Origin of the sequence: Methyloprofundus sp., assembly GCF_965251085.1 — a bacterium.
Lineage (GTDB): Bacteria > Pseudomonadota > Gammaproteobacteria > Methylococcales > Methylomonadaceae > Methyloprofundus.
This window is the reverse complement of record NZ_OZ252594.1, coordinates 775,662-798,562: the sequence shown is the minus strand read 5'-3', so window position 1 is coordinate 798,562 and position 22,901 is coordinate 775,662. Positions and strand designations below refer to the sequence as shown.

Annotated in this window: 20 protein-coding genes; 10 read left to right on the top strand and 10 right to left on the bottom strand. The window is 40.4% G+C overall.

What is annotated here, in order from left to right:
- Positions 1 to 476: 476 nt before the first annotated feature.
- The 10 genes from ACQY3F_RS03805 to ACQY3F_RS03760 all read left to right on the top strand — a co-directional run bounded on the left by ACQY3F_RS03805 (position 477) and on the right by ACQY3F_RS03760 (position 9,292).
- A complete protein-coding gene (locus tag ACQY3F_RS03805; RefSeq protein WP_428353605.1) occupies positions 477 to 971 on the top strand; it encodes a low molecular weight protein-tyrosine-phosphatase in 495 nt (164 codons plus the stop codon).
- Positions 968 to 1,351 carry a Dabb family protein gene (locus ACQY3F_RS03800; protein ID WP_428353603.1) on the top strand — a complete coding sequence of 128 codons (384 nt, stop codon included), beginning with the start codon at positions 968 to 970 and terminating at the stop codon, positions 1,349 to 1,351. The genes ACQY3F_RS03805 and ACQY3F_RS03800 overlap by 4 nt, the downstream gene beginning before the upstream one ends.
- A gap of 9 nt (positions 1,352 to 1,360) precedes the next feature.
- Positions 1,361 to 2,080, top strand: a complete 720-nt coding sequence (locus ACQY3F_RS03795) for a dienelactone hydrolase family protein (RefSeq protein WP_428353601.1) — start codon at positions 1,361 to 1,363, stop codon at positions 2,078 to 2,080.
- Positions 2,081 to 2,597: 517 nt separating this feature from the next.
- A complete protein-coding gene (locus ACQY3F_RS03790) occupies positions 2,598 to 3,317 on the top strand; it encodes an rRNA pseudouridine synthase (protein WP_428353599.1) in 720 nt (239 codons plus the stop codon).
- A 999-nt stretch (positions 3,318 to 4,316) separates the two neighbouring features.
- Positions 4,317 to 4,607 (top strand): hypothetical protein, encoded by a 291-nt coding sequence (locus tag ACQY3F_RS03785; RefSeq protein WP_428353597.1) that lies wholly within the window; start codon positions 4,317 to 4,319, stop codon positions 4,605 to 4,607.
- A 182-nt stretch (positions 4,608 to 4,789) separates the two neighbouring features.
- Positions 4,790 to 6,130 (top strand): dockerin type I domain-containing protein, encoded by a 1,341-nt coding sequence (locus ACQY3F_RS03780; protein WP_428353595.1) that lies wholly within the window; start codon positions 4,790 to 4,792, stop codon positions 6,128 to 6,130.
- A gap of 272 nt (positions 6,131 to 6,402) precedes the next feature.
- Positions 6,403 to 8,112 carry a proline--tRNA ligase gene (locus tag ACQY3F_RS03775; RefSeq protein WP_428353593.1) on the top strand — a complete coding sequence of 570 codons (1,710 nt, stop codon included), beginning with the start codon at positions 6,403 to 6,405 and terminating at the stop codon, positions 8,110 to 8,112.
- A 57-nt stretch (positions 8,113 to 8,169) separates the two neighbouring features.
- A complete protein-coding gene (gene efpL, locus ACQY3F_RS03770) occupies positions 8,170 to 8,736 on the top strand; it encodes an elongation factor P-like protein EfpL (protein WP_428353591.1) in 567 nt (188 codons plus the stop codon).
- Between the two features lie 73 nt (positions 8,737 to 8,809).
- Positions 8,810 to 9,010, top strand: coding sequence for a hypothetical protein (locus ACQY3F_RS03765; protein WP_428353589.1), 201 nt, complete (start codon positions 8,810 to 8,812; stop codon positions 9,008 to 9,010).
- Between the two features lie 114 nt (positions 9,011 to 9,124).
- Entirely contained in the window at positions 9,125 to 9,292 is a 168-nt protein-coding gene (locus ACQY3F_RS03760) for a hypothetical protein (protein ID WP_428353587.1), read from the top strand.
- Positions 9,293 to 9,449: 157 nt separating this feature from the next.
- On the opposite strand, the gene ACQY3F_RS03755 is transcribed toward ACQY3F_RS03760, so the two are convergent.
- The 10 genes from ACQY3F_RS03755 to ACQY3F_RS03710 all read right to left on the bottom strand — a co-directional run bounded on the left by ACQY3F_RS03755 (position 9,450) and on the right by ACQY3F_RS03710 (position 22,883).
- Positions 9,450 to 10,226, bottom strand: a complete 777-nt coding sequence (locus ACQY3F_RS03755) for an alpha/beta fold hydrolase (protein ID WP_428353585.1) — start codon at positions 10,224 to 10,226, stop codon at positions 9,450 to 9,452.
- Positions 10,219 to 10,647: a secondary thiamine-phosphate synthase enzyme YjbQ gene (locus ACQY3F_RS03750; protein ID WP_428353583.1), complete on the bottom strand. Its 429-nt coding sequence runs from the start codon at positions 10,645 to 10,647 to the stop codon at positions 10,219 to 10,221. Before ACQY3F_RS03750 ends, ACQY3F_RS03755 begins: the two co-directional genes overlap by 8 nt.
- Positions 10,648 to 10,720: 73 nt before the next feature.
- The gene (locus ACQY3F_RS03745; protein WP_428353581.1) at positions 10,721 to 11,035 is read right to left on the bottom strand and encodes an H-NS family nucleoid-associated regulatory protein; all 315 of its coding nucleotides are present in this window, start codon (positions 11,033 to 11,035) and stop codon (positions 10,721 to 10,723) included.
- A gap of 111 nt (positions 11,036 to 11,146) precedes the next feature.
- Positions 11,147 to 12,007 carry a DUF2914 domain-containing protein gene (locus tag ACQY3F_RS03740; protein WP_428353580.1) on the bottom strand — a complete coding sequence of 287 codons (861 nt, stop codon included), beginning with the start codon at positions 12,005 to 12,007 and terminating at the stop codon, positions 11,147 to 11,149.
- A gap of 268 nt (positions 12,008 to 12,275) precedes the next feature.
- Positions 12,276 to 12,953, bottom strand: a complete 678-nt coding sequence (locus ACQY3F_RS03735; RefSeq protein WP_428353578.1) for a transaldolase family protein — start codon at positions 12,951 to 12,953, stop codon at positions 12,276 to 12,278.
- Positions 12,954 to 12,977: 24 nt separating this feature from the next.
- The gene (pta, locus tag ACQY3F_RS03730; protein ID WP_428353576.1) at positions 12,978 to 15,071 is read right to left on the bottom strand and encodes a phosphate acetyltransferase; all 2,094 of its coding nucleotides are present in this window, start codon (positions 15,069 to 15,071) and stop codon (positions 12,978 to 12,980) included.
- Between the two features lie 404 nt (positions 15,072 to 15,475).
- Entirely contained in the window at positions 15,476 to 17,776 is a 2,301-nt protein-coding gene (locus ACQY3F_RS03725; protein ID WP_428353574.1) for an acyl-CoA dehydrogenase, read from the bottom strand.
- A 219-nt stretch (positions 17,777 to 17,995) separates the two neighbouring features.
- A complete protein-coding gene (locus ACQY3F_RS03720; protein WP_428353572.1) occupies positions 17,996 to 20,308 on the bottom strand; it encodes a 3-hydroxyacyl-CoA dehydrogenase NAD-binding domain-containing protein in 2,313 nt (770 codons plus the stop codon).
- Positions 20,305 to 21,447 carry a thiolase family protein gene (locus tag ACQY3F_RS03715; RefSeq protein WP_428353571.1) on the bottom strand — a complete coding sequence of 381 codons (1,143 nt, stop codon included), beginning with the start codon at positions 21,445 to 21,447 and terminating at the stop codon, positions 20,305 to 20,307. The genes ACQY3F_RS03720 and ACQY3F_RS03715 overlap by 4 nt, the downstream gene beginning before the upstream one ends.
- Positions 21,444 to 22,883, bottom strand: coding sequence for an alpha/beta hydrolase (locus ACQY3F_RS03710; RefSeq protein ID WP_428353569.1), 1,440 nt, complete (start codon positions 22,881 to 22,883; stop codon positions 21,444 to 21,446). The genes ACQY3F_RS03715 and ACQY3F_RS03710 overlap by 4 nt, the downstream gene beginning before the upstream one ends.
- Positions 22,884 to 22,901 lie beyond the last annotated feature (18 nt).

Sequence of the window (22,901 nt, the reverse complement as noted above, 5' to 3'; positions counted from 1 at the left end):
CTAAGCAACCCCACTTTTTAGCGAGGTCTTGGCTCCTTGATCCAGGCTTGCTATATATTCATTTAACGCTTCCCGGCTTACCATTCTACGATCACCAATTTTAAACGAGCGTATAACACCTGCGTTCAGCAATTGATAAATAAATCTGAGCGCGAAATACTGGGTTACAACTATTGCCAAGGGCTACGGCCATTACTTACTAACTGTGCATTGTCTTGCGCACTCAGATTTCTCACAAGCCCCCTGCTCATCTAGGTTTAAGCCTGATTCCCCGCCCTACTCAAAACAGCCCCACTCCAGCCCTGATTGCTTCCTCAATATTGAATTCTGTATCTAGCATATAACCTAAACGCGGCTTGAATATTTTTGCCTTTCAATTTATTTTTTATACATTAGAATAGAGTCATCTTACTGGTATGCGCATTAGCACTGTATACCAACACGTATATATAACAGTCACAGATATTTTGGAAGATATGAGTAATAAAAATCAAGTAAAGATACTTTTCGTTTGCATGGGAAATATTTGTCGATCTCCTAGTGCAGAAGGCGTATTTAATAAGTTAATCAAAGAAAAAAAATTGCAAAAAAGCTTTTCAATTGATTCCGCAGGCACCCATGCCTACCATATTGGCGACTCCCCTGATTTACGTTCACAGAGGGCCGCAAAAGAACGTGAAGTCGATTTAAGTAAAATTCGTGCCCGCAAAGTGATAATGGGTGATTTTGAAGATTATGATTACTTATTAGCTATGGATGAAGATAATCATGCCATTATGATGGAAGCGTGCCCAGAAGAGCTTCAGCACAAAATTAAATTATTTTTGGAGTTTGCACCGCATTTAGATACAAATGAAGTACCAGACCCCTACTATGGCGGGGCATATGGCTTTGAAAAAGTACTGGATTTAATTGAGGAAGCCTCAACTGGATTTTTGGGACATTTAAAAAAATCAGGAGAAATTGAATGAAAAAGTATTTAACTAGTTTTTTCTTGCTAGGCTTGTTTTTCACAGCCACTATCACCCATGCACAAGAAGATCAGCGCGTTAGCCATGTTGTTGTGGTCTGGTTAAAGGAACCCGGTAATGCACAAATGCGTGAGCAGTTTATTGAGGCCAGTCGCGCACTAGAAACTGTGCCAGGAGTCCTTTCTCGTCATGTAAGTGCGGTGATTCCAAGTAACCGTCCCAAGGTAGATGATACTTTCGATGTAGCAGTCACTGTAACTTTTAAAAATTCTCAGGCACTTAAAAGTTATATGCAAAACAAGAAACATAAAGACATGCTTAATAAGCGGCTAAAACCCTTAGTGAATCGCATAGTTGTCTACAATTTTGGCAATATTTAGACACTTATCATGGCAATCTTTTCTAATACTGTAAATTATTTAGATGGCGACACCCTTTTACAAGCTTTCTTTGCCTACGACGATGCCATAGACGAGAGAAAGCCGGCAGTATTAATTGCTCATACCTGGGGTGGTCGTGATGAATTCGTTAATAATAAAGCCAAACAATTAGCCAAGTTAGGTTATGTTGCTTTTGCTCTGGATATGTATGGTCAGGGAATCCTGGGTACTAGCCCCGAAGAAAACGCGGCTTTAATGCAACCATTTATCGATGACCGGCAAAAATTGCAGCAACGTATCAATGCCGCTCTCTATGCAGTTAGGCTATTGCCCTGGGTTGATGACTCTAAGGTTGCGGCTATCGGCTTTTGCTTTGGTGGACTCTGTGTTTTAGATTTAGCGCGTATGGGAGCCGATTTAAAAGGTGTGGTCAGCTTTCATGGCTTATTAAATGAACCCCAAAGCAAGACAACGCAACCTGTTGTTGCTAAAGTCCTGGCTCTGCATGGTCATGATGACCCGATGGCATCGGACGCTCTGGTCTCAACTTTTTGCCAGGAAATGACTGATTTGCAAGTCGATTGGCAATTACACCAGTATGGTAATACCGTGCATGCATTTACTAATCCTCTCGCTAACGCCCCTGCTTTAGGCACTGTTTATAAAAAAACCGCCGATACACGTTCCTGGCAAAGTATGAAAAACTTTCTTGCAGAGATATTTGCCTAAACAAATATGTTATAAAAAGCACTTAGGGAGGAGGAAATTAATCATCATCCAATTGAAAAATATAATCTATAAATATCATTGGTTATAAATTTTTTTGGATGATTATATTTTTCTATCTCCCTCAGGCCTTTACAGTAAAAAAGCGTTACCCACATCTCCCCTTGATGCATTATTCATCACACATAACTACCACTAAAAACACCCAGAAATAACACTACTGCATACGAATTGAAACATCGGCAAAATTTCAGGCTTACAAACTAGAGCTCAATAATACCCGAGCCTGACCTGTCTTTTGACTTCACGGGCGTGTTAGAAAATCAGTTGCGTAGCCCACTGTTTTCCTAACACGCCCATGAAGCCAAAATACTGCGCCATACTTTCGAGTATTATTAAACTCTCATTCCTTAGCTGAAGGATATTGGTTATTAGGAACTTTTTAAAGAAAAGAGATTATGGATAAGATATTGATAAAAAATATATTAAGTAAAAGCTTAAGCTTACAAGTGGTCATTTTATGAGCGAAGCAATACGTCTTGATAAGCACTTAGTCACATTAATTAAATGTTCCCGTGGTGAAGCCCAAAAGTATATTGAAGGGGGCTGGGTCTTGGTTGATGGCGTGGTAGTGGATCAGCCGCAATTTAAGATACTAGAGCAAAAGGTTGAATTACACGAGGATGCGACTTTAACCGCTGTCTTGCCACGTACTATGTTGTTAAATTTACCTGCAGGATTTGATCTCAGCTCACCCATAGCACCGCTAAAACTGATTACACCTGAGACGCATACGCAAGATGACCGCTCTGGTATTCGCGTACTTAAACGCCATTTTGCAAGGCTTACACCGACAGTGCCTATTGAACCGGGAGCTACGGGCTTAATGGTTTTTTCTCAAGATGGCAAAATCGTGCGTAAACTGGTTGAGGATGCAAAATCCAACGAGCAAGAATACAGTGTTGATGTCAGCGGAGAAATTGAGCCCGATGGCCTGCAAAAACTAAACGACAAGATGAAGCAAAATGGCTGGTTGTTGCCTGCCGCGAAAGTCAGCTGGCAAAGTGAAACACGGCTGCGTTTTGCTCTAAAAAATATCCATTCAGGCCAGATTAAATTTATGTGTGCAGGCGTAGGTTTAACCGTAGTCGCGATGACGCGCTTGCGTATTAGTCGTGTTTCTATGGGTAAATTACTACCAGGAGAATGGCGTTATTTACCTGAAAATCTGTGGTTTTAAGCTGCTACGGTAATTGAACATAGATCATATTTACCAACCCTTTGCCGATAACAAGGTGGGCATAAAAGCGTTGCCCACCCTACCAAACTACATAATCCTAAAAACCTCAGTTGAACGCTAAAAAACACTCTAAGCATTTGAATATAAAGCATAATGACCGTAAAACTTATCACCTGCAGGGTGAACAGACTCCGCTTCACGGTTTTGTGAATAAATCTGAGCGCGAAATACTGCGTTACAACTATTGCCAAGGGCTACGGCCATTGCCTGCTAGCTGCGCCTTGTCTTTCGCCCTCAGATTTTCCACAAACCCCCTGCTCAACTGAGGTTTCTAGGATAATGGCAACGGGTAGCACAATACTTTTAGCTTTGATGAGGTTTGGATATTGTAGATCAAGTTTAATACGAAGACGTTGACGATGAAAAGTAAATGCTGAACGATGTTCTAGGGTAATCTTACGAAAAAAAACATAGATAGGTTTTTAAAATGACAAGAACTATTAGTGCAGTAAAGAACAAGTATAAATTAATTGCTATATTGGTTCCCCTTGTTCTTATAAAATATTTTTTGCCTCAACATGATTTTTTTCATATTTTCTCAGGATTTTTGGTCTTGCTTTTAACAAGTATCAACTTAAGCTATTTAATAATATTTGGACATAAGCAGTTTAAAGTTATATTAATAACGTTCTTTATCGCTGTTCTGTTGCTTTATGTGACAGTACAAGTGTCTCGAGCACATTCTTTCGTCTCCTTTACAGCGGAATTTCTTTGGTCTATGGGAATTAAGGGTAGTTGACAATGGGAATGCAGCAGTTTGATTATTTTTATACGTCTTCAGACCTGTTGTTAGGGATAACATTCCTTGTTGTTATCTGGAAATTATTGGGATTACAAATGGGTTCTATTTTCTCCAAGGTAATGCTTTTATTATTTAAGTATGCGTTAATCATACTCTATTTTTTATGCATTTTTTTTGTACTACAACGGGACTTACCCGTGTTTAATCCTCCTTATCAGCATTTGTACAATATGATGCCGATACTTTATTTGCAATTATGCGTGGCTTTTATCGCGTGTTTGTTGCCTATTTATAGTAAAAGCCAAAAAGACCTGAATAGCTCATTAAATTTTGCCAGCTATCTAAGCTTTGCGATTATTGTTTTTTATGCATTGGTTAACTATTCGCTTATTCAATTTATTCCTGACTCCTGGACAAAATTTTTTGATGTTTTTATGCCCACTTTTTCTTTTTGTGTGTTGTGGGTTTATGTCAAAAAAAATAGCTAACATCATCAATATAGGTCTCATTTTTCTTTGTTTTGGGATGACCGAAAAAATTATATTTCAGCTATTTAACATTGCTCATTGGGTACAACTGATTGAAGTATTATTGTCTGGTATTATGGTGTTATTTATTCCTTTAACGACTCTTTTTTACCTCAAACATTTCAATAAATTGATGTTGAGATTTGGTATTAAATATGAAGGTTAGATGCCTAACCTTTTTATCTGTGATGATGTTTTATTCCTCTATTGTCGTTGGGGAGTGGGAGTGCGCACCTGCTCTGAAACCCGATTTAAATAACGATGGAATTGTAAATTATATTGATTTATGGATGGTCGGGCATAGCTTTAGCACTCCTTTAGACCCCACTCGTTATACTAGAAATTCTGATATCAATTGCGATAAGCAGGTTAATGACATTGACTGGGACTTTGTAAAGAAGGCTTACGGTCAGTCGTATCCAATTTACAGAGAGATCAACGCTTTTAGATTTTCTTCACAGGGAGAAGAAAAATATCATGTTGGTACGGAGGCATTAATTACCTTTCATGTAGAACCGGATATTTACACAGATGAGAATGATTTTATACCGATTGCTGAAATCAAAGTGACCCAAAATATCCCTGATAATTTTGAACTAAAAGAAGAAGTGCTTGATAAAACCTTCTATATAAACGCAGCTGACCCAGCTTCTGCCAAAGGTGTTTTTCCTGTCAGATTTATACCCAGAAAAACGGGGAAATATCAAATTGTCACCCGTGCCGAAACGACAAGGCATAAATACGTTTATACTGATACTAAATCTATTAATGTATTGTCTGAAAAAAAAGCTGGCTTAAATGTTACGGGGGCTATAAATTATGCTCAGACCTGGTGTGCGGATGAAGGCAATTTAAAATCGTATTTATATATCCAGGCCAAAGTTTTAGGGAAGGATGTAAAAGATGTTAATCGAGTGATAATTAAAGATGTAGGCTCAGCATTAAAATATGATATTTATAAAGAAAACCTAGAAAATCAGCCTTTCACTAAAGAAAAATATTCGGGTGGAAGAATATTTATTACCCCTGAATTTGTCAAAAAAAGACATTGTAAGTCAGCCTACCTGGAAATTATTTCACGTGACTATACTGTGACTAGTGGGCCTTTTAAATTTTGTGCTAAAACTTATAAAGCACACACAAAAGTATTTGATTGTAATAATGATCTTTCCCTCGCACTTAAAGACAATGTCTCAAGCATTCAATTTGAAAAATATTTGCATGGCATAGCGGCTAAAATAATTTTTCATCAACCCGAAGTACAGCTTTACTTTATAGAGCCTAAAAATCCGTCTTCTCCTAAAGAATGGGAAATATTGCACAAAAAAATTCAAAGCCTGGCAATGCTGCGTTCAATTTCGAGTAGCCAGAGTTATGACCGACAGAGAAGTGAACCCTATTACAGATTGGAAATTAGGTATAAGCCTAAAGCAGACTTCAATTTCGTAATGGGAAAGGAATATCAACCAAGTGAGTCAAACTAAAGAGAAATATATCAAGAGAAAATTAGAAAAATTAGGGTCAAGGGAAAATTAGGAAAGGAAAATTAGGGTCAGGTCCCGAATTGAGAATTTATTGACTAATAAGCTACAAAAGAGATTAGTCAGCAATAGTTCGTAGGCCATAAGTAAGTTCCAATAAAATATCTTGTTTTTTATACCTTAAAATCTGCTTTTTATCGTATTAGAAATAGCTAAACTGTTAGCCCCTAGGTAAAATGGTGTTCTTTTTATTTATACATACCTCATAAAGATACATGCGCACCTCACAATTTCCCCTGAGTACTGTTAAAGAAACCCCTGCTGACGCTGAAATTGCCAGCCATAAATTAATGATTCGTGCGGGACTAATACGCAAGCTGGCTTCAGGTCTTTATACATGGCTCCCCTTAGGCTTACGCGTACTGCGCAAAGTTGAACAGATCACACGTCAGGAAATGCAAAAAGCAGGTGCGTTAGAAGTCCTTATGCCCGCATTACAGCCTGCAGAGTTATGGCAGGAAACCGGACGCTGGGAAAAATATGGCCCGGAATTAGCACGCTTAAAAGACCGCCATGACAGGGACTTTTGCTTAGGCCCTACGCATGAAGAAATTATTACTGATTTGGCGCGTAATGAGCTAAAAAGTTATAAGCAACTGCCTATTACTTATTACCAGGTGCAAACAAAATTTCGCGATGAAATCCGCCCACGCTTTGGCATTATGCGCTCACGTGAATTTATTATGAAAGATGCCTATTCATTTCATCTCAGCAAAGAATCCTTACAGGAAACCTATGATATTATGTACCAGGCTTATACCAATATATTTAATGGCCTGGGGCTTAATTTCCGTGCGGTAATAGCTGACTCTGGCTCGATCGGCGGTGCTGTTTCTCATGAATTTCATGTCCTGGCTGATTCTGGGGAAGATGCTATTGCGATTTCTACGGATAGCCAGTATGCCGCTAATGTGGAAAAAGCTGAAGCTATTATGCCTTCCGGCGAGCGTGCTAGCGCAAGCCAGGCGCTCACTTTAGTTGACACGCCAAACCAGCATAGCATTGAAGAGCTCTCTTCTTTCTTGAATATTTCGGCACAACAATGCCTTAAAACACTGATTGTTCGGGGTGAGGATGAATCGTTGATAGCACTCTTGTTAAGAGGCGATCATGAACTTAATGAAATTAAGACGGAAAAGATAGATGGCATTATTACGCCACTTGAATTTGCAACTGACACTGAAGTTATCGACGCTTGTCAATGCAAGCCCGGATCAATAGGCCCTATCGGCTTGAACATCAGAATTATAGCTGATCGTAGTGTGACAACTTTGGCTGATTTTGTTTGTGGAGCAAATCAAGACGGTAAACATTATACAGGCACTAACTGGGAAAGAGATTTAGCTCTACCAACAGAAGTTGCAGATTTGCGCTCTGTCGTTGAAGGAGACCCCAGCCCGGATGGCCAAGGTACATTAAGCATCGTTCGTGGTATAGAAGTAGGCCATATCTTTCAACTGGGAACAACTTATACTGCAGCGATGAAAGCCAATATCATTAATGAGACCGGTAAAAGCGAAACCATGACCATGGGTTGCTATGGCATAGGAATTTCACGTATCGTCGCTGCTGCTGTAGAACAAAGTCATGATGATAATGGCATCATCTGGCCCGATAAATTAGCACCTTTCACCGTGGCTTTATGCCCCATGAATATGCATAAATCCGAACGTCTGCGTGAGGCTGCAAATAAGCTTTATCAGCAACTCTGTGATGCCGGAATCGATGTGTTGTTTGATGACCGTAAGGTACGTGCTGGCTTTATGTTTTCTGATATGGAGTTAATAGGCATTCCACACCGTATAGTACTCGGTGATCGAGGCCTGGACAGCAACACGGTCGAATATCGTGGACGCACAGACAGTGAAAACCAAGAAATTGCCTTAGACCAGATTGTAGCTTTTATTCAAGCAAAAACTAACTAAACCAATTAGATATGGTGGGCAGACTCTATGTCCACCTTCTTCAGATAAGGAATTAATATGCCCAAAGCTAGTGAATTAAAGCGCGGAATGATTATTGAAATCAATGAGATTCCCCATGCAGTCAAGCAAGTTGACTCACGAAGCCCCTCCTCACGTGGCGCATCTACACTCTATAAAATTCGCTATACAAACCTTAAGAGCGGTCAAAAACTGGATCAGTCTTATAAAGGTGATGACTTTCTAAAAGAAGCCGACTGTATACGCGTCAAAGTTCAATATTCCTATAATGACGGTGAAAGTTTTGTGTTTATGAACTCTGAAGATTACAGTCAGTATTCATTGAATGAAGATGAACTGGATGGTCAGACAGCATTTATCACTGATGGCCTGGAAGGCATTACCGCCTTGATAGTAGATGGTAATATTCTGGGCATAGAACTCCCTGCCTCAGTTGATCTGGAAATTATTGAAACAGCTCCAGGTATTAAAGGCTCTTCTGCTACAGCAAGAACCAAAGCCGCAGTTTTACCTACCGGTATTGAAGTTCAGGTACCTGAATATCTGGAAACAGGGGAAGTGATTAAAGTTAATACAGTGACTGGGAAATATATGTCGCGTGCGTAAAGCATGCAGATGGTAATAACAGGGGAATTATTATTGTTATTACCATGAAGATCATGAAGGACTTGAAGAAACCATGTTCCGGAATAATATCGCTTTATCTTCCTTCATTAACTTCATGCCCTTCATGGTGAAAAACAAAGATAAGATTACTTGTTTACTTACAACAGCCGCAGTATTACCCACCGGTATTGAAGTTCAAGTATCCGAATATCTGGAAACTGGGGAAGTCATAAAAGTGAATACCGTGACCGGGAAATATATGTCCCGTGCTTAAAACATTCAGGTTGTAATAACTGGGAATCATTATTGATATTACCATGAAGATCATGAAGGACTTGAAGAAACCATATTCCGAAATAATATTGCTTTACCTTCCGTCATTAACTTCATGACCTTCATGACCTTCATGGTAAAAAACAAAGATAAGATTACTTGTTTACTTACAACAGCCGCAGTATTACCCACCGGTATTGAAGTTCAAGTATCCGAATATCTGGAAACTGGGGAAGTCATAAAAGTGAATACCGTGACCGGGAAATATATGTCCCGTGCTTAAAGCATGTAGATGGTAATAACAGGGGAATCATTATTGTTATTACCATGAAGAACTTGAAGAAAGCGTATTCGGGAATAATTCCGCTTGCTTTCCTTCATTATCTTCATGTCCTTCATGGTAGTAAAATAAAATTTAATTTCTCAGCTAAAGCCTCCACCTAGTCACTCAGAAACTCATCTACTGCATCACAAAACGCTTCTGGCTGTTGTGCATGTAGCCAGTGCCCTGCTCCAGCTATCATTTTAATTTCAGCATTAGGAAATAATTTATTAACACTATCCTGATCAATGTAGTTGGAAGTTTCCCCTGCCAAAAATAAAGCCTTATCCAGATAGGCCTCAATACCCTGAGTATCAGGAAATGCAATAATATTATCTGCAGTACGGGCAAAAATATCTAAATCAATACGCCAGGCGTATTTACCCTCTTTTAATACCAGATTTTGCAATAAAAATTGCCTAAAGCTTGCTTCAGGTATAGCTGTTGTTAGTAAGCTATCCGCTTGTTTGCGGTTGCTTAATTCTTCTAAGGGTAATTCTTGGAGTGCCTGAATCAGATCAGCAAAACTATGCCGATAACTCACAGGTGCGATATCAGCGACTATCAGCTTATTGATTCGTTCGGGGTGTGATAAAGCTAGCCACATTGCTGCTTTCCCTCCCATACTATGGCCTAGAATATTTGCTTTAGCAATTTTCTGGGTATCAAGAAAAAGCTCTATATCTGCTGCCATACTTGGATAATCCATTATTGCATCATGCACAGAATCACCATGATTACGCATATCAAGCAGATAGATATGTAAATTTACGGCTAATTTTCGCGCAACCTGACGCCAATTTCTTGATGAAGCAAAAAAACCATGTAATATTATTAAAACAGGCGCATTCGCTTCACCATATTCTTCATAAGCCAAGGGCATTGCTTTATTCATAAGCCTGACCTGACAGCGTTGCTACTAAAGAACGGCTACTACCGTGATTACGGTGTTCACATAAATAGATACCCTGCCATATTCCGAGATTTAGACTACCCTGACTAATCGGTATATTTAGACTAACGCCTAATATACTACTTTTTAAATGTGCGGGCATATCATCATCGCCTTCATAATCGTGTTGATAGTAAGGCGCTCGTTCAGGGACAAATTTATTAAAATGACTTTCAAAATCAGCTCTGACCGTGGCATCTGCATTTTCATTAATAGTTAATGAAGCAGATGTGTGCTTAATAAATAAATTAAATAGCCCACATTCTATTTGATTAATATCTGGAAACGCTTGTAAAACTTCATTTGTTATTAAATGAAAGCCTCTGGGCCTTGCTGTTAGCTGGAATTCTTTTTGTATCCACATAATCCTAGAAAAATAATAAACATAAAAAAAGCGACTCTAAGGGTCGCTTTTTAAACTGCAGTACTCTAACGAATTAAATCAGGAATTCAGACTTATCCCGTCCTGCTTCATTAAGTGCGCGCATCCATCTAGGCATTACGCCACGTCCAGTCCAGGTTTGACTAGCATCATCAGGGTTTCTATATTTAGCCGCAACTTTTGCACCTTTACGTTTTGGCTTTTTGCCTGCATCATGGATTTCTACTGTAACCCCTACTGAATCAGCTAATGCCCTAATCTGTGCAAAAACCTCTTTTCGCTGACTAGCCTGCTTATTTTTTAATGCGGACTCCGCATTTTCTATCATTGCCTGTAATTCATTGACAGATAAATTGTTTAAATCAGTCATATTATTTAACCTTTTAAAATACTATTAATAATTATTTAATGAATATCATTTTTCTTAAAAATATTCATTGCAAATTAACTATAACAAATATAATGAAAATTACTATTATATTTATCTCTTTTCGACTGAAAAATCAATTTTATTTAATACATCACCTTGCTGGGTAGTAATTCGGACTTGCCACTGGCCTGTAGAATTATAAGGAAATAGTTTACTGGTAGAAATTCGCCATCTATTGCCTCTGATATTAATTTTACGCTTATACATAGATTCACCGTCTTTTAACCATTCATGAAAAACTGTATTTCCCTGCATATTAGTCACTTCGGTGAAATAAGTGACACTATATGCTTTACTGGTATCGACAAGAATGGGTAATTCAATGCTTCCAAAAGGCTCCAACTTATTAATGCCTTCTGCAAGTTGAGCTCGGCTAATATTAGGATTTAAATCAATAGCATTCTGTTTTGTATTTTCCTCAATGATTACGGATTCAACTTGTTTGTTAGCAGTATTCTCTGCTGACTTATCTATGGTCGATTGATCTGTTTGTGGTTCAACAAGGGCTTTATTTTCGGGAACCTCTGCCACAGTTTCTGTCACGACATCAACAGCTGGTTTGAGATTGGATGTTTGATTTGTAGCAGGTGCAGAGATAATTTTTTCTACAACTACAGGTTCTTGAATAACACTATTTGTTGTGTTTGCTGACATGAGTTTATCAACAGAAGCTTGTTTAACGATGTCTTGATTATCAGACTTTGCTTCTAAGGGGGAAACTTTTTTTGAATCGCTATTATCTGTACTACTAAAATAATAAGCGGGAAGAATAACTAATACTAGTAGAACGAGCAGGGCATAGGATATTTTTTTAAAATTCCACTCCGATATCATTTCAAGCTCAGGCTCTTCCATGATTCGTCGTTCAGTTTTTGATTTTACTTTGATAGAGAAATTTTTATCTGCTTTCATAGGTTATTTAACAGCGCAGTGGCTCTTTTTGTATCAGTTACTATTAACCTAGAAAAACCAGCAAACTTCTACAAGAAAACAAACGCTAGTCGACTATGAATTTCTTTTGCAACATGCTGCTGCGTCTTGCACACATTACTCAAAGGGTAGTCCATTTGTTACTAAATCGCCTTCCTACTAATAGCTAAGAAAATAGTGTTTATGTAGTTATCCATCAACCGCGCGGCCTTCCATGGCCGGTAAAATCCTACATCACGGTTTATAACACTTAGCTGTTATATGACAATTTATCACCAAAAGCAGCTGACCAGTCTTTATTAAACTTCGCTACCGCAGGTTGTACAGCCGGAAAATTAACCATTTGCTCGATCACGTCAACAGGCAAGGTAATCGCACCACAACCCGTTGCTAAACAGTCCAATACCTGTTGCGTTGATTTAAAGCTCGCTGGTGTAAGAATCGTTGGTAAATCATGGACATTCAATAAGTGCTGAATTTCCGCACAAACACCTACGCCATCATTATTCAGTGTATCAATACGGTTGACATAAGGTGACATAAAATCAGCACCATTGAGTGCCGCTAAAAAACCTTGCTGTACTGTATAAATAGCTGTCGCTAAAGTACGAATATTAGTTGAGCGTAGCTTTTTCATTGCTGCTAGGCCAATAGGGGTAGTAGGGATTTTTACGGTAAGATTTTTATAAGGCATCTCTGAGAGTTTATGCGCTTCCTCTACGATACCATCAACAGTGGTGCTTAATGCCTGTACAAAAAGTTGCGTATCTTCACCTAAAACTTCAACGATAGCAGGCAATACAAAATTTACTCCTGTACCAGCACCGGCCATAATTGATGGGTTAGTTGTTACACCTGCCACAGGTAGATATTCATTTATTTCAGCGATTTTTTTTACATCAGCTGTATCAAGTAATAATTGGAACATATTGCTTATATCCTCTATTTTAGTTTAGTTTTCAGATTGAGATTGTATGGCTGTCATCACGACTGTATTAACAATATCGGTTACAGTACAGCCTCGACTTAAGTCATTTACAGGTTTATTCAAACCTTGCAAAATTGGTCCTATTGCTACTGCCCCAGAGGAGCGTTGCACAGCTTTATAAGTATTATTACCCGTATTAAGGTCAGGAAAAATAAATACATTAGCCTGCCCTGCCACTTCACTATCGGGTAATTTTGTCCTGGCAACTCCGGCATCAACTGCTGCATCATATTGCATAGGACCTTCTAATTTTAATTCCGGATGAGCCCGTTTTGCGATAATTACCGCCTGACGAACCTTATCCACCGCCTTTCCTTTGCCTGATTCTCCGGTAGAATAAGACAGCATTGCCACACGCGGAGTTATATTATACATGGCTGCGGTCTGTGCTGCACTAACAGCTATATCCGCTAACTGTTGGGCGTCAGGATCTGGATTAACCGCACAATCCCCATAAACTAAGACCCTATCTTCAAGGCACATAAAAAACACACTGGAAACAATGGATGTCCCGGGCTTAGTTTTTATGATCTGGAAAGCAGGGCGTATCGTATGTTGCGTCGTATGAACCGCCCCAGAAACCATTCCATCTGCATGGTTTAGATGCACCATCATGGTTCCAAAGTAACTAACATCCGACATAATATCATAAGCCATATCATAAGTTATACCTTTCTCTTTTCTAAGATTAAAGTAGGCTTCCGCGTACAACTCTCGCAACTCGGATTTAAGCGGGTCAATAATGATAATTTCGTCTAAATGCAGACCTAATGCAGTAATTTTCTGTTGAATTTCGCTAATATTACCTAAAATTGTGATTTTTACAATATTCCTTAATAATAAAATTTCTGCTGCGCGTAATATTCGTTCTTCATTTCCCTCGGCTAACACAATATGCTGGATATTTGCTTTAGCACGCTGAATTTGCTCGTATTCAAACATTAAGGGGGTGACTCGTTCGGAATGCTTTCTTGTAAGCCGCTGACTTAACTCATCATAATTTAAATTCCTTTCCACCAGTCCCAACGCCAAAGCTATTTTTCGTTCATCCTGCGGGTATATTTTTGCCCTGACTTCCTTTATCTGCATTGCCGTAGTTAACGTGTCCAGATCAACTGATAATACCGAAAACGGCGTATCACCCAATCCTGCTATTAAGGATATTACCTGATCATCCGTCTGTTGCTTTCCGGTCAGTAATAGACCAGAAATTTGCGGATAATTTGTTGAAGGATAAGACATTAAACAAGCAAGAATGATATCGGCTCGATCACTAGGTGTAATAATTAAGTCACCTTTTTCAAGATGTTCTAAAAAAGCGGGCACCTGCATGGCCGCAATTTTAAAGTGCTTGACTGGTCTATTCAGCGTTTGCTGATCTCCAGATAAAATCCTGGCATTTAACTGGCGGGAAATATTCCCCATACTCAGCATATTCAGTGAGGGTTCACTAGGAACGATGTAGATGGGAAAAGTACACTCAGGCTGATGACTAAAACGTTTACGTAACTCTTCCACTTGCTGGGCATAGACGCCATTAATAACAGTGGCGAGTAAATCACAATCAAATTCTATCAGTGCATGTTTTAGCCGGTTAACCGCATCAATAATCTGAGAATTATTACGTCCATGTCCTTGCACTACTGGCATAATCAGGCAGCCCAGATTATTAGCAACCTCTGCATTAAAATCAAATTCAAAAATTGAATCATTGCCCATATAGTCAGGCCCCACACATAAAACATAATCACATTGCGCGGCAAGCATGCGATATTTACTTATAATTCGCTGCAGTAATTCATTGTATTTATCACGGTTAATTAAGTCTCGAGCCTCTTCGATTTGGCAGCCATACATAGACTCATAAGGCGTATTAATATGGTATCTTTGTCTGATTAATTGTATTTGCTCATCTTTTTCTTCACTGGTGCAGATAATAGGCCGAAAAAATCCGACTTTACCTGAATAACCCAATAGCATATCCATCATAGCCAGCATAATGATAGATTTACCACTGCCCTGCTCAGCACCGGTGACATATATATTCTGTTTACTCATTAGTTAGTCAGTTTTTAGGAGAGACAAGTAGAAAATCGTGATGTATAACGAAGTATTGAATTAATCGATAGGTACGCATGCTGAGAGATACTTCGCGCGGTCACGGATGCGAATTTCTAGCGGCTGAGTTTTTACCGCTAGCTACGTTGCTGAAACCGTTACGTAGCTAGCTATACGCCAGTTTCAGCCTCTTGCTATCGACAAAAACCAGCTCACTATACAAGCGCATCCGTGACCGCGCGAAGTATAGCAAGGACGTTTAGGAATGCTCACGAAATAACTTAGGCAACTTGAAATAATGAGCAAAAACCAGTCAATATACCTTTCAAATATTCAGGTTATTATTCTAGCATTACCGCGTCGTATTTACGCTAGGTTTTTTTATAAGTAATTCGCTCCCTAATCTAATTTTTAGAAACTCCGCCGGTTAGTTCTTCAGCATCGAAATAATCTACCCTAATTGCTTCTGACCTAGCTTCGTCGGCAGCCGTTAATATATCCACTTCAGCCTGGGTGATTATATTTTTATCCAACGCACTCTTAAAAATAGATTCACTATAACCTTTTTCTAACTGCCCTTGTTTCACAGCCGCATGTAATTTGGCTTCTACAGGTGCTGCTAATAATACCGCTTTAAACGCGATCTCAATCCTGCCGGTAGCATCCTTCGGATTGTCATTGATATAAATGCCTGCAGTCAAACGATCTCGAACCGGACTATCATTTAATAGCTGCTGAGCAAGTTGCCCAACTAGTGCATCTTGTGGAGGTGCAAAAGGCTTCCCCAATGGAAATAAAACCGTGCGTATTAACAGTGCTGAAGTACGCATAGGTAATAAGCTGAATACTGCAAGTAAAGATTGCTGCGCATGGTATAGGCTATATTGGCAAGCCCAATTCAGCAGAGCTAAATCATCTGTTTGCGAACCTTGATCAGCAAAGTGCTTAAGCGCGCAGGAACATAAATATAAGTGACTTAGCACGTCAGCAAAACGGCCTGAAATTCTCTCTTTACGCTTTAAACTGCCCCCTAGCGTTAGCAGTGCAAAATCTGCGGTCAGAGCAAAACTGGTGCTCATTCGAGCTAGTTGTTGATAATAGCGTCGTGTATTTTCATCTCCAGGTGTCGCGCTAAATCGCGCATTGCTCAGCCCAAACCAAAAGCCGCGCCCGAAATTAGTCATAAAGAAACCGATATGTTTGATTAATACAGCGTCGAAATCCTTTAAGGCTTTGTGCTTGTCGACTTCGTTCAATGCAGCCATTTCGCTTTGAATAAAGGGGTGACACCGCACCGCACCCTGACCAAAAATCATCATTGTGCGTGTTAGTATATTTGCCCCTTCAACAGTAATACCCACGGGGATTGTTTGATACAGCCGACCGATATAGTTTGACGGCCCTAAACAAATACCCGAACCTCCCTGTATATCCATACCATCATTGATAACCCGGCGCATTCCTTCAGTTAACTGATATTTAATAATAGCCGAAATAACCGATGGCTTATGCCCTTCATCCAATGCCGCACAAGTGACTTCGCGGGCTGCATCCATTAAATAAGTCGTACCCGCCATACGCGCCAGTACTTCTTCTATGCCTTCAAAAGCACCGATAGGTAAATTAAACTGGGTACGCACACGCGCATAGGCACCGCTATTGCGACACACAAATTTTGCGGCACCTACACTCAGTGCAGGTAATGAGATTGCTCGCCCAGTCGATAGGCATTCCATCAGCATTTTCCAGCCTTGCCCCACCTGATCAGCGCCACCAATAATCCAATCTATAGGGATGAATACGTCTTTACCCCAGTTTGGGCCATTCTGGAAAGCTGAATCCAGTGGAAAATGACGCTTGCCGATGGATACACCCGCTGTGCCTGTTGGAATCAAGGCGACTGTGATCCCTAGTTCTTCTTGATCACCTAATAAATGTTCCGGATCGTATAATTTAAAAGCTAAGCCTAATACAGTTGCTACTGGCCCCAGAGTGATATATCTTTTTTCCCAATTCAAACGGATACCTAATTGTTCCTTGCCTGCAAATTCAGCATGACAAAGTATGCCTGTATCCGGCATTGCCCCTGCATCACTTCCGGCCTGAGGCCCAGTTAATGCAAATGCAGGTATTTCTGTCCCCACAGCTAATCGAGGTAGATAATGGTTTTTCTGTTGTTCACTACCATACGCTAGTAACAATTTCGCCGGCCCTAAGGAATTAGGCACCATAACCGTCACTGCTGCCGAAGCACTGCGACTTGAAATTTTCATGACTATCTGGGAATGCGCATAATCGCCAAACTCCAGACCACCATATTGTTTGGGGATAATGATGCCGCAGAACTTATTCTGTTTAATAAAGTCCCAAACTTCAGGGGGCAGATCACGACGCTTATACGTAATATCCCAATCATCCAACATGGCACACAACTCTTCTACCGGACCCTCGATAAAATCTTGCTCAGTTTGACTTAAACTCGCTGCAGGTAAATCCTGTAGTTTTTGCCAGTCGGGTTTACCGGTAAATAATTCAGCATCCCACCAGGTATCTCCAGCTTCTAATGCCTCACGCTCAGTTTGCGACATGCTAGGTAGAGACTTGCGCATTTTATTAAATAATGGGCGTGTCAGCAGGTTGCGACGTATCGGTGCAAAACCTACGCTAATCATCACGATTATAAAAAACAAAATAAATTCTGACATAGTTGCTCCTGAGTTTTAGGTTTTCTGCTTTTTTTCTTAACTATTTCTGCCTTTAATAGATATATTCTTATTCTGTGGGGAGCAGGCTTTAGCCTACACAAAGCATAATATCATTTAGAGCATTTTTCAGTAGATTTGGTAAAAATCTTCAACTATTTTCATAGCAAAAATAACAGTGCCTTATGTAGGCTAAAGCCTACTCCCCTAGTTTTAAATGAATTAATTTCTAAGCGGTTTTCCGGTTTTTAGCATATGCTCAAGTCTTGCCAGGGTTCCAGGTTGTTGCACAAGATGGATAAAGCTTGCAAGCTCCAGATCCAGCATATTCTGCTCAGTCAGAGGCTGCGTAACGTCTGTATCACCACCACTTAAAACAGTTGCTAATTGTTGCGCTATTTGCACATCATAGAACGAAGCTTTACCTGACTGATGCAGTCCATCTATTGCAATAGCAAGAGCAGACCAGGCACTTTTACCAGGGAGGGGATAAACCGGCTGTTCAGGTACCTGATAATCGTTCACCATCGCTAATGCGCGGGCCTTAGCATCCGCCAGCAGGCGAGATTTATTCATACTAATACCGTCTGAGTGAGCCATAAATAATAATTCTTTAGCCTCCTGAGCCGATTTGGACACTTTAGCTAGCCCTATGGTTTCAAAAGTTTGTGCAATCGGCGGCATAGGGCCTCCGGGACGTTTGGGAAGGTTTAGCCAGCGGCCTAATAATTCCTTACAGCCTCCCCAGGCAGGAACCAGCCCCACTCCTACTTCCACCAGCCCCATATATAACTCGGCATGTGCCTGTATAGCATCGCAGTGCAACAGAATTTCACAGCCGCCGCCTAATGCCAGTCCTGAAGGTGCTGCAACCACTGGGAATGGAGCATATTTCAAGGCTAAAAAGGTATTTTGCCCTAGCTTCACTATGGACTTGACTGTATCCCAATCACCACCAAGAATGGCCGGAGCTAATAGGGTTAAATTTGCGCCTGCTGAAAAATGCTCACCTTCATTATAAATAACCAATCCTTTATATTCAGCCGATATTTTAGCGATACTTTGCTGAATCAAGCTCATGCTATCAGGGTCCTGAGTATTCATTTTGCTATGAAATTCCAGGCAAACAATACCATCGCCAATATCCCACAGGCTAGCTGATGCATTTTCCAGAAGCGCCGATTTTTTTAATTTAATATCGCTAAGTAATAATACACCGGCTGCCCTTTGTATAGGCTGATAACTACCCGATATATCCTGGTATTGTGGAATACCTGATTCGGTACGGTATAAGCTTTTTCCATTAGCAATAAGGCTAGGTAGACTGCTTTTCTCTGCCTGGATTTTTTGCATAAACCATTCGACACCTAAGCGATCTAAAAGTTCAAACGGCCCATAACGCCAGTTATACCCTAGCCGCATGGCACTATCTACAGCTTCAATATCATCGGCAATTTCAGGAATTAATTCTGCTGCATAACTCAAAGTTTGCGACCATACCCGCCAGGCATATAGACTGAGTTTTTCATCAGCTTCTAAGTAGTGACGTAAACCCGCAGCTTTACGCGATACCCCTTCTATTTTAAAGCGTTTGCTCAAGTGATAATCACCCTGCTGTAAATCGATCGACTGTTTTATTTTTTTACCGCCTTCAATTTTTAGACGATAAAAACCGCCTTTCCCTTTACGCCCGATATAGCCCCCTGCAATCATGGTTTGCAGAATTTGCGGTACTTCGGTAATCGCGTGTAAACGGTCATGCGGATTTAATACCTGTTTAAAGTTATTCAACACATGCGGCATTAAGTCTAGTCCGATAAGGTCCAGCAGACCAAATATACCTGTTTTAGGAATACCAAACAGGCTTAATGCAGCATCACACTGCTCGACACTTAACTCAAGCTCAATGGCTTCCAATACCGCTGTCTGCATCCAGAAGGTACCAACCCGATTAGCGATGAACCCTGGCGTATCTTTACAGAGTACATTGCCTTTACCTAAGTTAACATCGGCAAAATCACTCACTGCTTTAAATAAGCCCTGATCCAGGTCTGCTCCTGCTACTAACTCCAGTAAACGCATATAACGCGGGGGATTAAAAAAATGCGTAATCATAAAGCGCCGCTTAAAGCTATCTGACTGGCTGGCGGTTAAGATATTCAAAGGTAAGGTTGAAGTATTTGATGAAATCAGCGTATTAGGCCCACAGATACTATCCAGTTTTTTATACAGGTCCTGTTTGATCTGCGGGTTTTCGATGACAGCTTCAATCACCCAGTCAACCTCAGATAACTGCTGTAAATCATCCTCTATATTGCCCGCAGTGATTAATCGTGCATTTTTAGGATGCATAAAAGGAGCAGGCTGAGTTTTTAACATTTTTGCTATGGCCCCCTGTGCTATGGCATTACGTGAATGATCACCTTTTGCCACTATATCCAGCAGATACACAGGAATACCAGCATTTGCGATATGTGCAGCAATCCCACTTCCCATCACCCCTGCTCCGATAACAGCTACTTTTTCAATCTTCATGACACTGCCTCCAATATTGTAGCAATGCCTTGACCCCCTCCTATACATTGAGTTGCCAGCGCGTAGCGTTTATTTTCCCGCTGTAATAAACTTGCAGCCTTACCGGTAATTCTGGCACCTGTTGCACCTAAAGGGTGACCTAGGGCAATTGCACCCCCATCGATATTTAGCTTTTCTGCAGCGATAGGTAAATCCTGCAATACCGCTAGACTTTGAGCAGAAAAAGCCTCATTCAGTTCAACGATATCCATATCGGCTAAAGATAAATTTGCCCGCTGCAATGCTTTTTGAGTGGCCGAAACTGGACCTATGCCCATAATTTCAGGCAGACAAGCAGAAACGGCTATCGACTTAATACGCGCTAATTTCGCTAGCCCATGAGCATTCGCATAATCTTCACTACATACCAGCACTGCAGCTGCACCATCTGTCAATGGTGAAGAGGTCGCAGCGGTAACACTGCCCTGTTGCGAAAATGCAGGTTGAAGTTCTGCCATTCCTGCTGCACTGGAATCGGGACGTAAACAAGTGTCCTGATTAATTTGCTCACCACGATGCGATACGATGGGTACAATCTCATCAGCAAACAATCCTTGTTGTTGCGCCATATATGCTTTTTGCTGACTCAAGAGAGCAAAAGCTTCCTGATCTACGCGTGAAATCTGATATTTTTTTGCCAGATTTTCAGCTGTTTCCCCCATATTAATATAGGCTTGTGGGTAGCTTTGATACAGTTCTGGGTTTGGTAAATAATTGAACCCTCCCATAGGTACGCGACTCATCGACTCCACACCTGCGCACACGAAGGCTTCACCTGCATTCATTTGAATAGCACCCGCAGCGAAATGAATTGCCTGCATGGATGAGCCACAAAAACGATTGATAGTTACCCCAGCTATGCCAATAGGTAGCTCAGCCAGGTAAATGATCAGTCGTGCCATATTCATGCCTTGCTCACCTTCAGGAAAAGCGCAGCCCAGAATGAGGTCTTCAATATCATTTGCATCTATGCCCGATTTTGCAATTAAGGCCTTAACCACTTGAGCTGTCATAGCATCTGCTCTAACAGTCATTAATGCACCTTTATTTGCAGGTGTGAACGGCGATCTTGCATAGGCTGCTATTACCACGTTTTTCATGTGACTATCTCCTGTATTGGTATGGTTTGTACTTGTATATCTGCTTGTTGCAGAAGGTGGCGCTGTAAAAATCCATCTATCAAGCTCCATATGTTGGCGCTATTCTCCATTAATATGCCATGCCGATCGGCATTGATGATATGTAATTTCTTATCGCTTGCGCCAAGTTTTTCATACACTGTGTCGGCGCTTTGAATAGCAACAACTGGATCCTCATCCGCATAAATAAGTAACGTTGGGGTTTTAATATCAGGTAAAAGCTTTTCTAAATCTTGAATTAACATGCGCAATTCGTATAAAGCTCTGACCGGGGTATTGTGATAATTAATTTCCGGGTGTTCAGGTGTGTTTTCGATAAACGGTTTGACGCCTTCAAACGATGATACCCAACGTACAAAAGTATTAGTATTATGCACCAGAGGAACTAGCATAAAATTCAAGTTCACAAATTTAATAGGGACCGATACAGCGATGACTCCCAGAATTTCACTATGCGCTTCTGCTGCAAGTTTCAAACCTAAAGCACCCCCCGTAGAAAAGCCAATGACAAACATTTTTGAACAATGCGCCTGAAGAATACTAAATCCTTTTTCTACGCTTTGATACCATTGCTGATAACTCAATTCACGTAAGGCGTAGGGTGAAGTACCGTGGCCCTGAATCCTTATACCCAGCACAGTAAATCCTTGCTGCGCAAGATAATGACCATAGTCACGCACTTCAGCCGGACTAGCTAATAGGCCATGAACTAATAAAACACCATAGCCGTTCGGCTCTTTAGCCTGAATAAAGAAAGGGGCGGGATCTGCTGTGACTGACTCCAGTTGCTCAGTTATGGCATCACTGGTTTTAGGTGTGAAACGTTGCTGTTCAAAGGTCAGGTTGAGTTGCTCATCTTCAAAATGCCAGGCAGCCAACTGGCAGGGATCCATTTTATGAAAGTTACTCTCTGCCTCTAAAACATGAGTACGAATAGTACGTAGGGGTTGCGCTTCGTTGTTATACACCGCAATAGGGTTTTCCAGGCGAATCTGATCAAAATCATGATCGGCTAGTAATTTAGGTAAAAAGTGATAACACCCCTCTTCTTCACTAATCAATTCGGTTTCTTTGGCAATACAGATAAACTGTTCGAAACGCGAATTAGTCCCATAAATCAGGTCACCATAGTCATAGGGATTTAATAAACTACGGTGTAAATAAATGTCAGTTTTTTTCTGTAAAGTTTTAATCGCTATATACAGAACAGTATAAAATTGATGTTTAGAAATCTGTAGGCGATTGGCACTGATCAGGCTCATAATGAGCGTAGAAGCTAAATGACTGAGATTTATGGTTACATTGGCATAAATTCTTTGCATATACTGATTGCGCGCACATTTGGCATTATTGACAATATAATAACCTAAGGGAGATGGAAAGAAATAATCATCCAAACGAAGTAAGCTTGTGTC

What these genes read in the sequence shown, in the direction of transcription:
- ACQY3F_RS03805 (WP_428353605.1), top strand. Translation starts at nt 477, where the DNA reads ATGAGTAATAAAAATCAAGTAAAGATACTTTTCGTTTGCATGGGAAAT.
- ACQY3F_RS03800 (WP_428353603.1), top strand. Translation starts at nt 968, where the DNA reads ATGAAAAAGTATTTAACTAGTTTTTTCTTGCTAGGCTTGTTTTTCACA.
- ACQY3F_RS03795 (WP_428353601.1), top strand. Translation starts at nt 1,361, where the DNA reads ATGGCAATCTTTTCTAATACTGTAAATTATTTAGATGGCGACACCCTT.
- ACQY3F_RS03790 (WP_428353599.1), top strand. Translation starts at nt 2,598, where the DNA reads ATGAGCGAAGCAATACGTCTTGATAAGCACTTAGTCACATTAATTAAA.
- ACQY3F_RS03775 (WP_428353593.1), top strand. Translation starts at nt 6,403, where the DNA reads ATGCGCACCTCACAATTTCCCCTGAGTACTGTTAAAGAAACCCCTGCT.
- efpL (WP_428353591.1), top strand. Translation starts at nt 8,170, where the DNA reads ATGCCCAAAGCTAGTGAATTAAAGCGCGGAATGATTATTGAAATCAAT.
- ACQY3F_RS03765 (WP_428353589.1), top strand. Translation starts at nt 8,810, where the DNA reads ATGTTCCGGAATAATATCGCTTTATCTTCCTTCATTAACTTCATGCCC.
- ACQY3F_RS03760 (WP_428353587.1), top strand. Translation starts at nt 9,125, where the DNA reads ATGACCTTCATGACCTTCATGGTAAAAAACAAAGATAAGATTACTTGT.
- ACQY3F_RS03755 (WP_428353585.1), bottom strand. Translation starts at nt 10,226, where the DNA reads ATGAATAAAGCAATGCCCTTGGCTTATGAAGAATATGGTGAAGCGAAT.
- ACQY3F_RS03750 (WP_428353583.1), bottom strand. Translation starts at nt 10,647, where the DNA reads ATGTGGATACAAAAAGAATTCCAGCTAACAGCAAGGCCCAGAGGCTTT.
- ACQY3F_RS03745 (WP_428353581.1), bottom strand. Translation starts at nt 11,035, where the DNA reads ATGACTGATTTAAACAATTTATCTGTCAATGAATTACAGGCAATGATA.
- ACQY3F_RS03740 (WP_428353580.1), bottom strand. Translation starts at nt 12,007, where the DNA reads ATGAAAGCAGATAAAAATTTCTCTATCAAAGTAAAATCAAAAACTGAA.
- ACQY3F_RS03735 (WP_428353578.1), bottom strand. Translation starts at nt 12,953, where the DNA reads ATGTTCCAATTATTACTTGATACAGCTGATGTAAAAAAAATCGCTGAA.
- pta (WP_428353576.1), bottom strand. Translation starts at nt 15,071, where the DNA reads ATGAGTAAACAGAATATATATGTCACCGGTGCTGAGCAGGGCAGTGGT.
- ACQY3F_RS03725 (WP_428353574.1), bottom strand. Translation starts at nt 17,776, where the DNA reads ATGTCAGAATTTATTTTGTTTTTTATAATCGTGATGATTAGCGTAGGT.
- ACQY3F_RS03720 (WP_428353572.1), bottom strand. Translation starts at nt 20,308, where the DNA reads ATGAAGATTGAAAAAGTAGCTGTTATCGGAGCAGGGGTGATGGGAAGT.
- ACQY3F_RS03715 (WP_428353571.1), bottom strand. Translation starts at nt 21,447, where the DNA reads ATGAAAAACGTGGTAATAGCAGCCTATGCAAGATCGCCGTTCACACCT.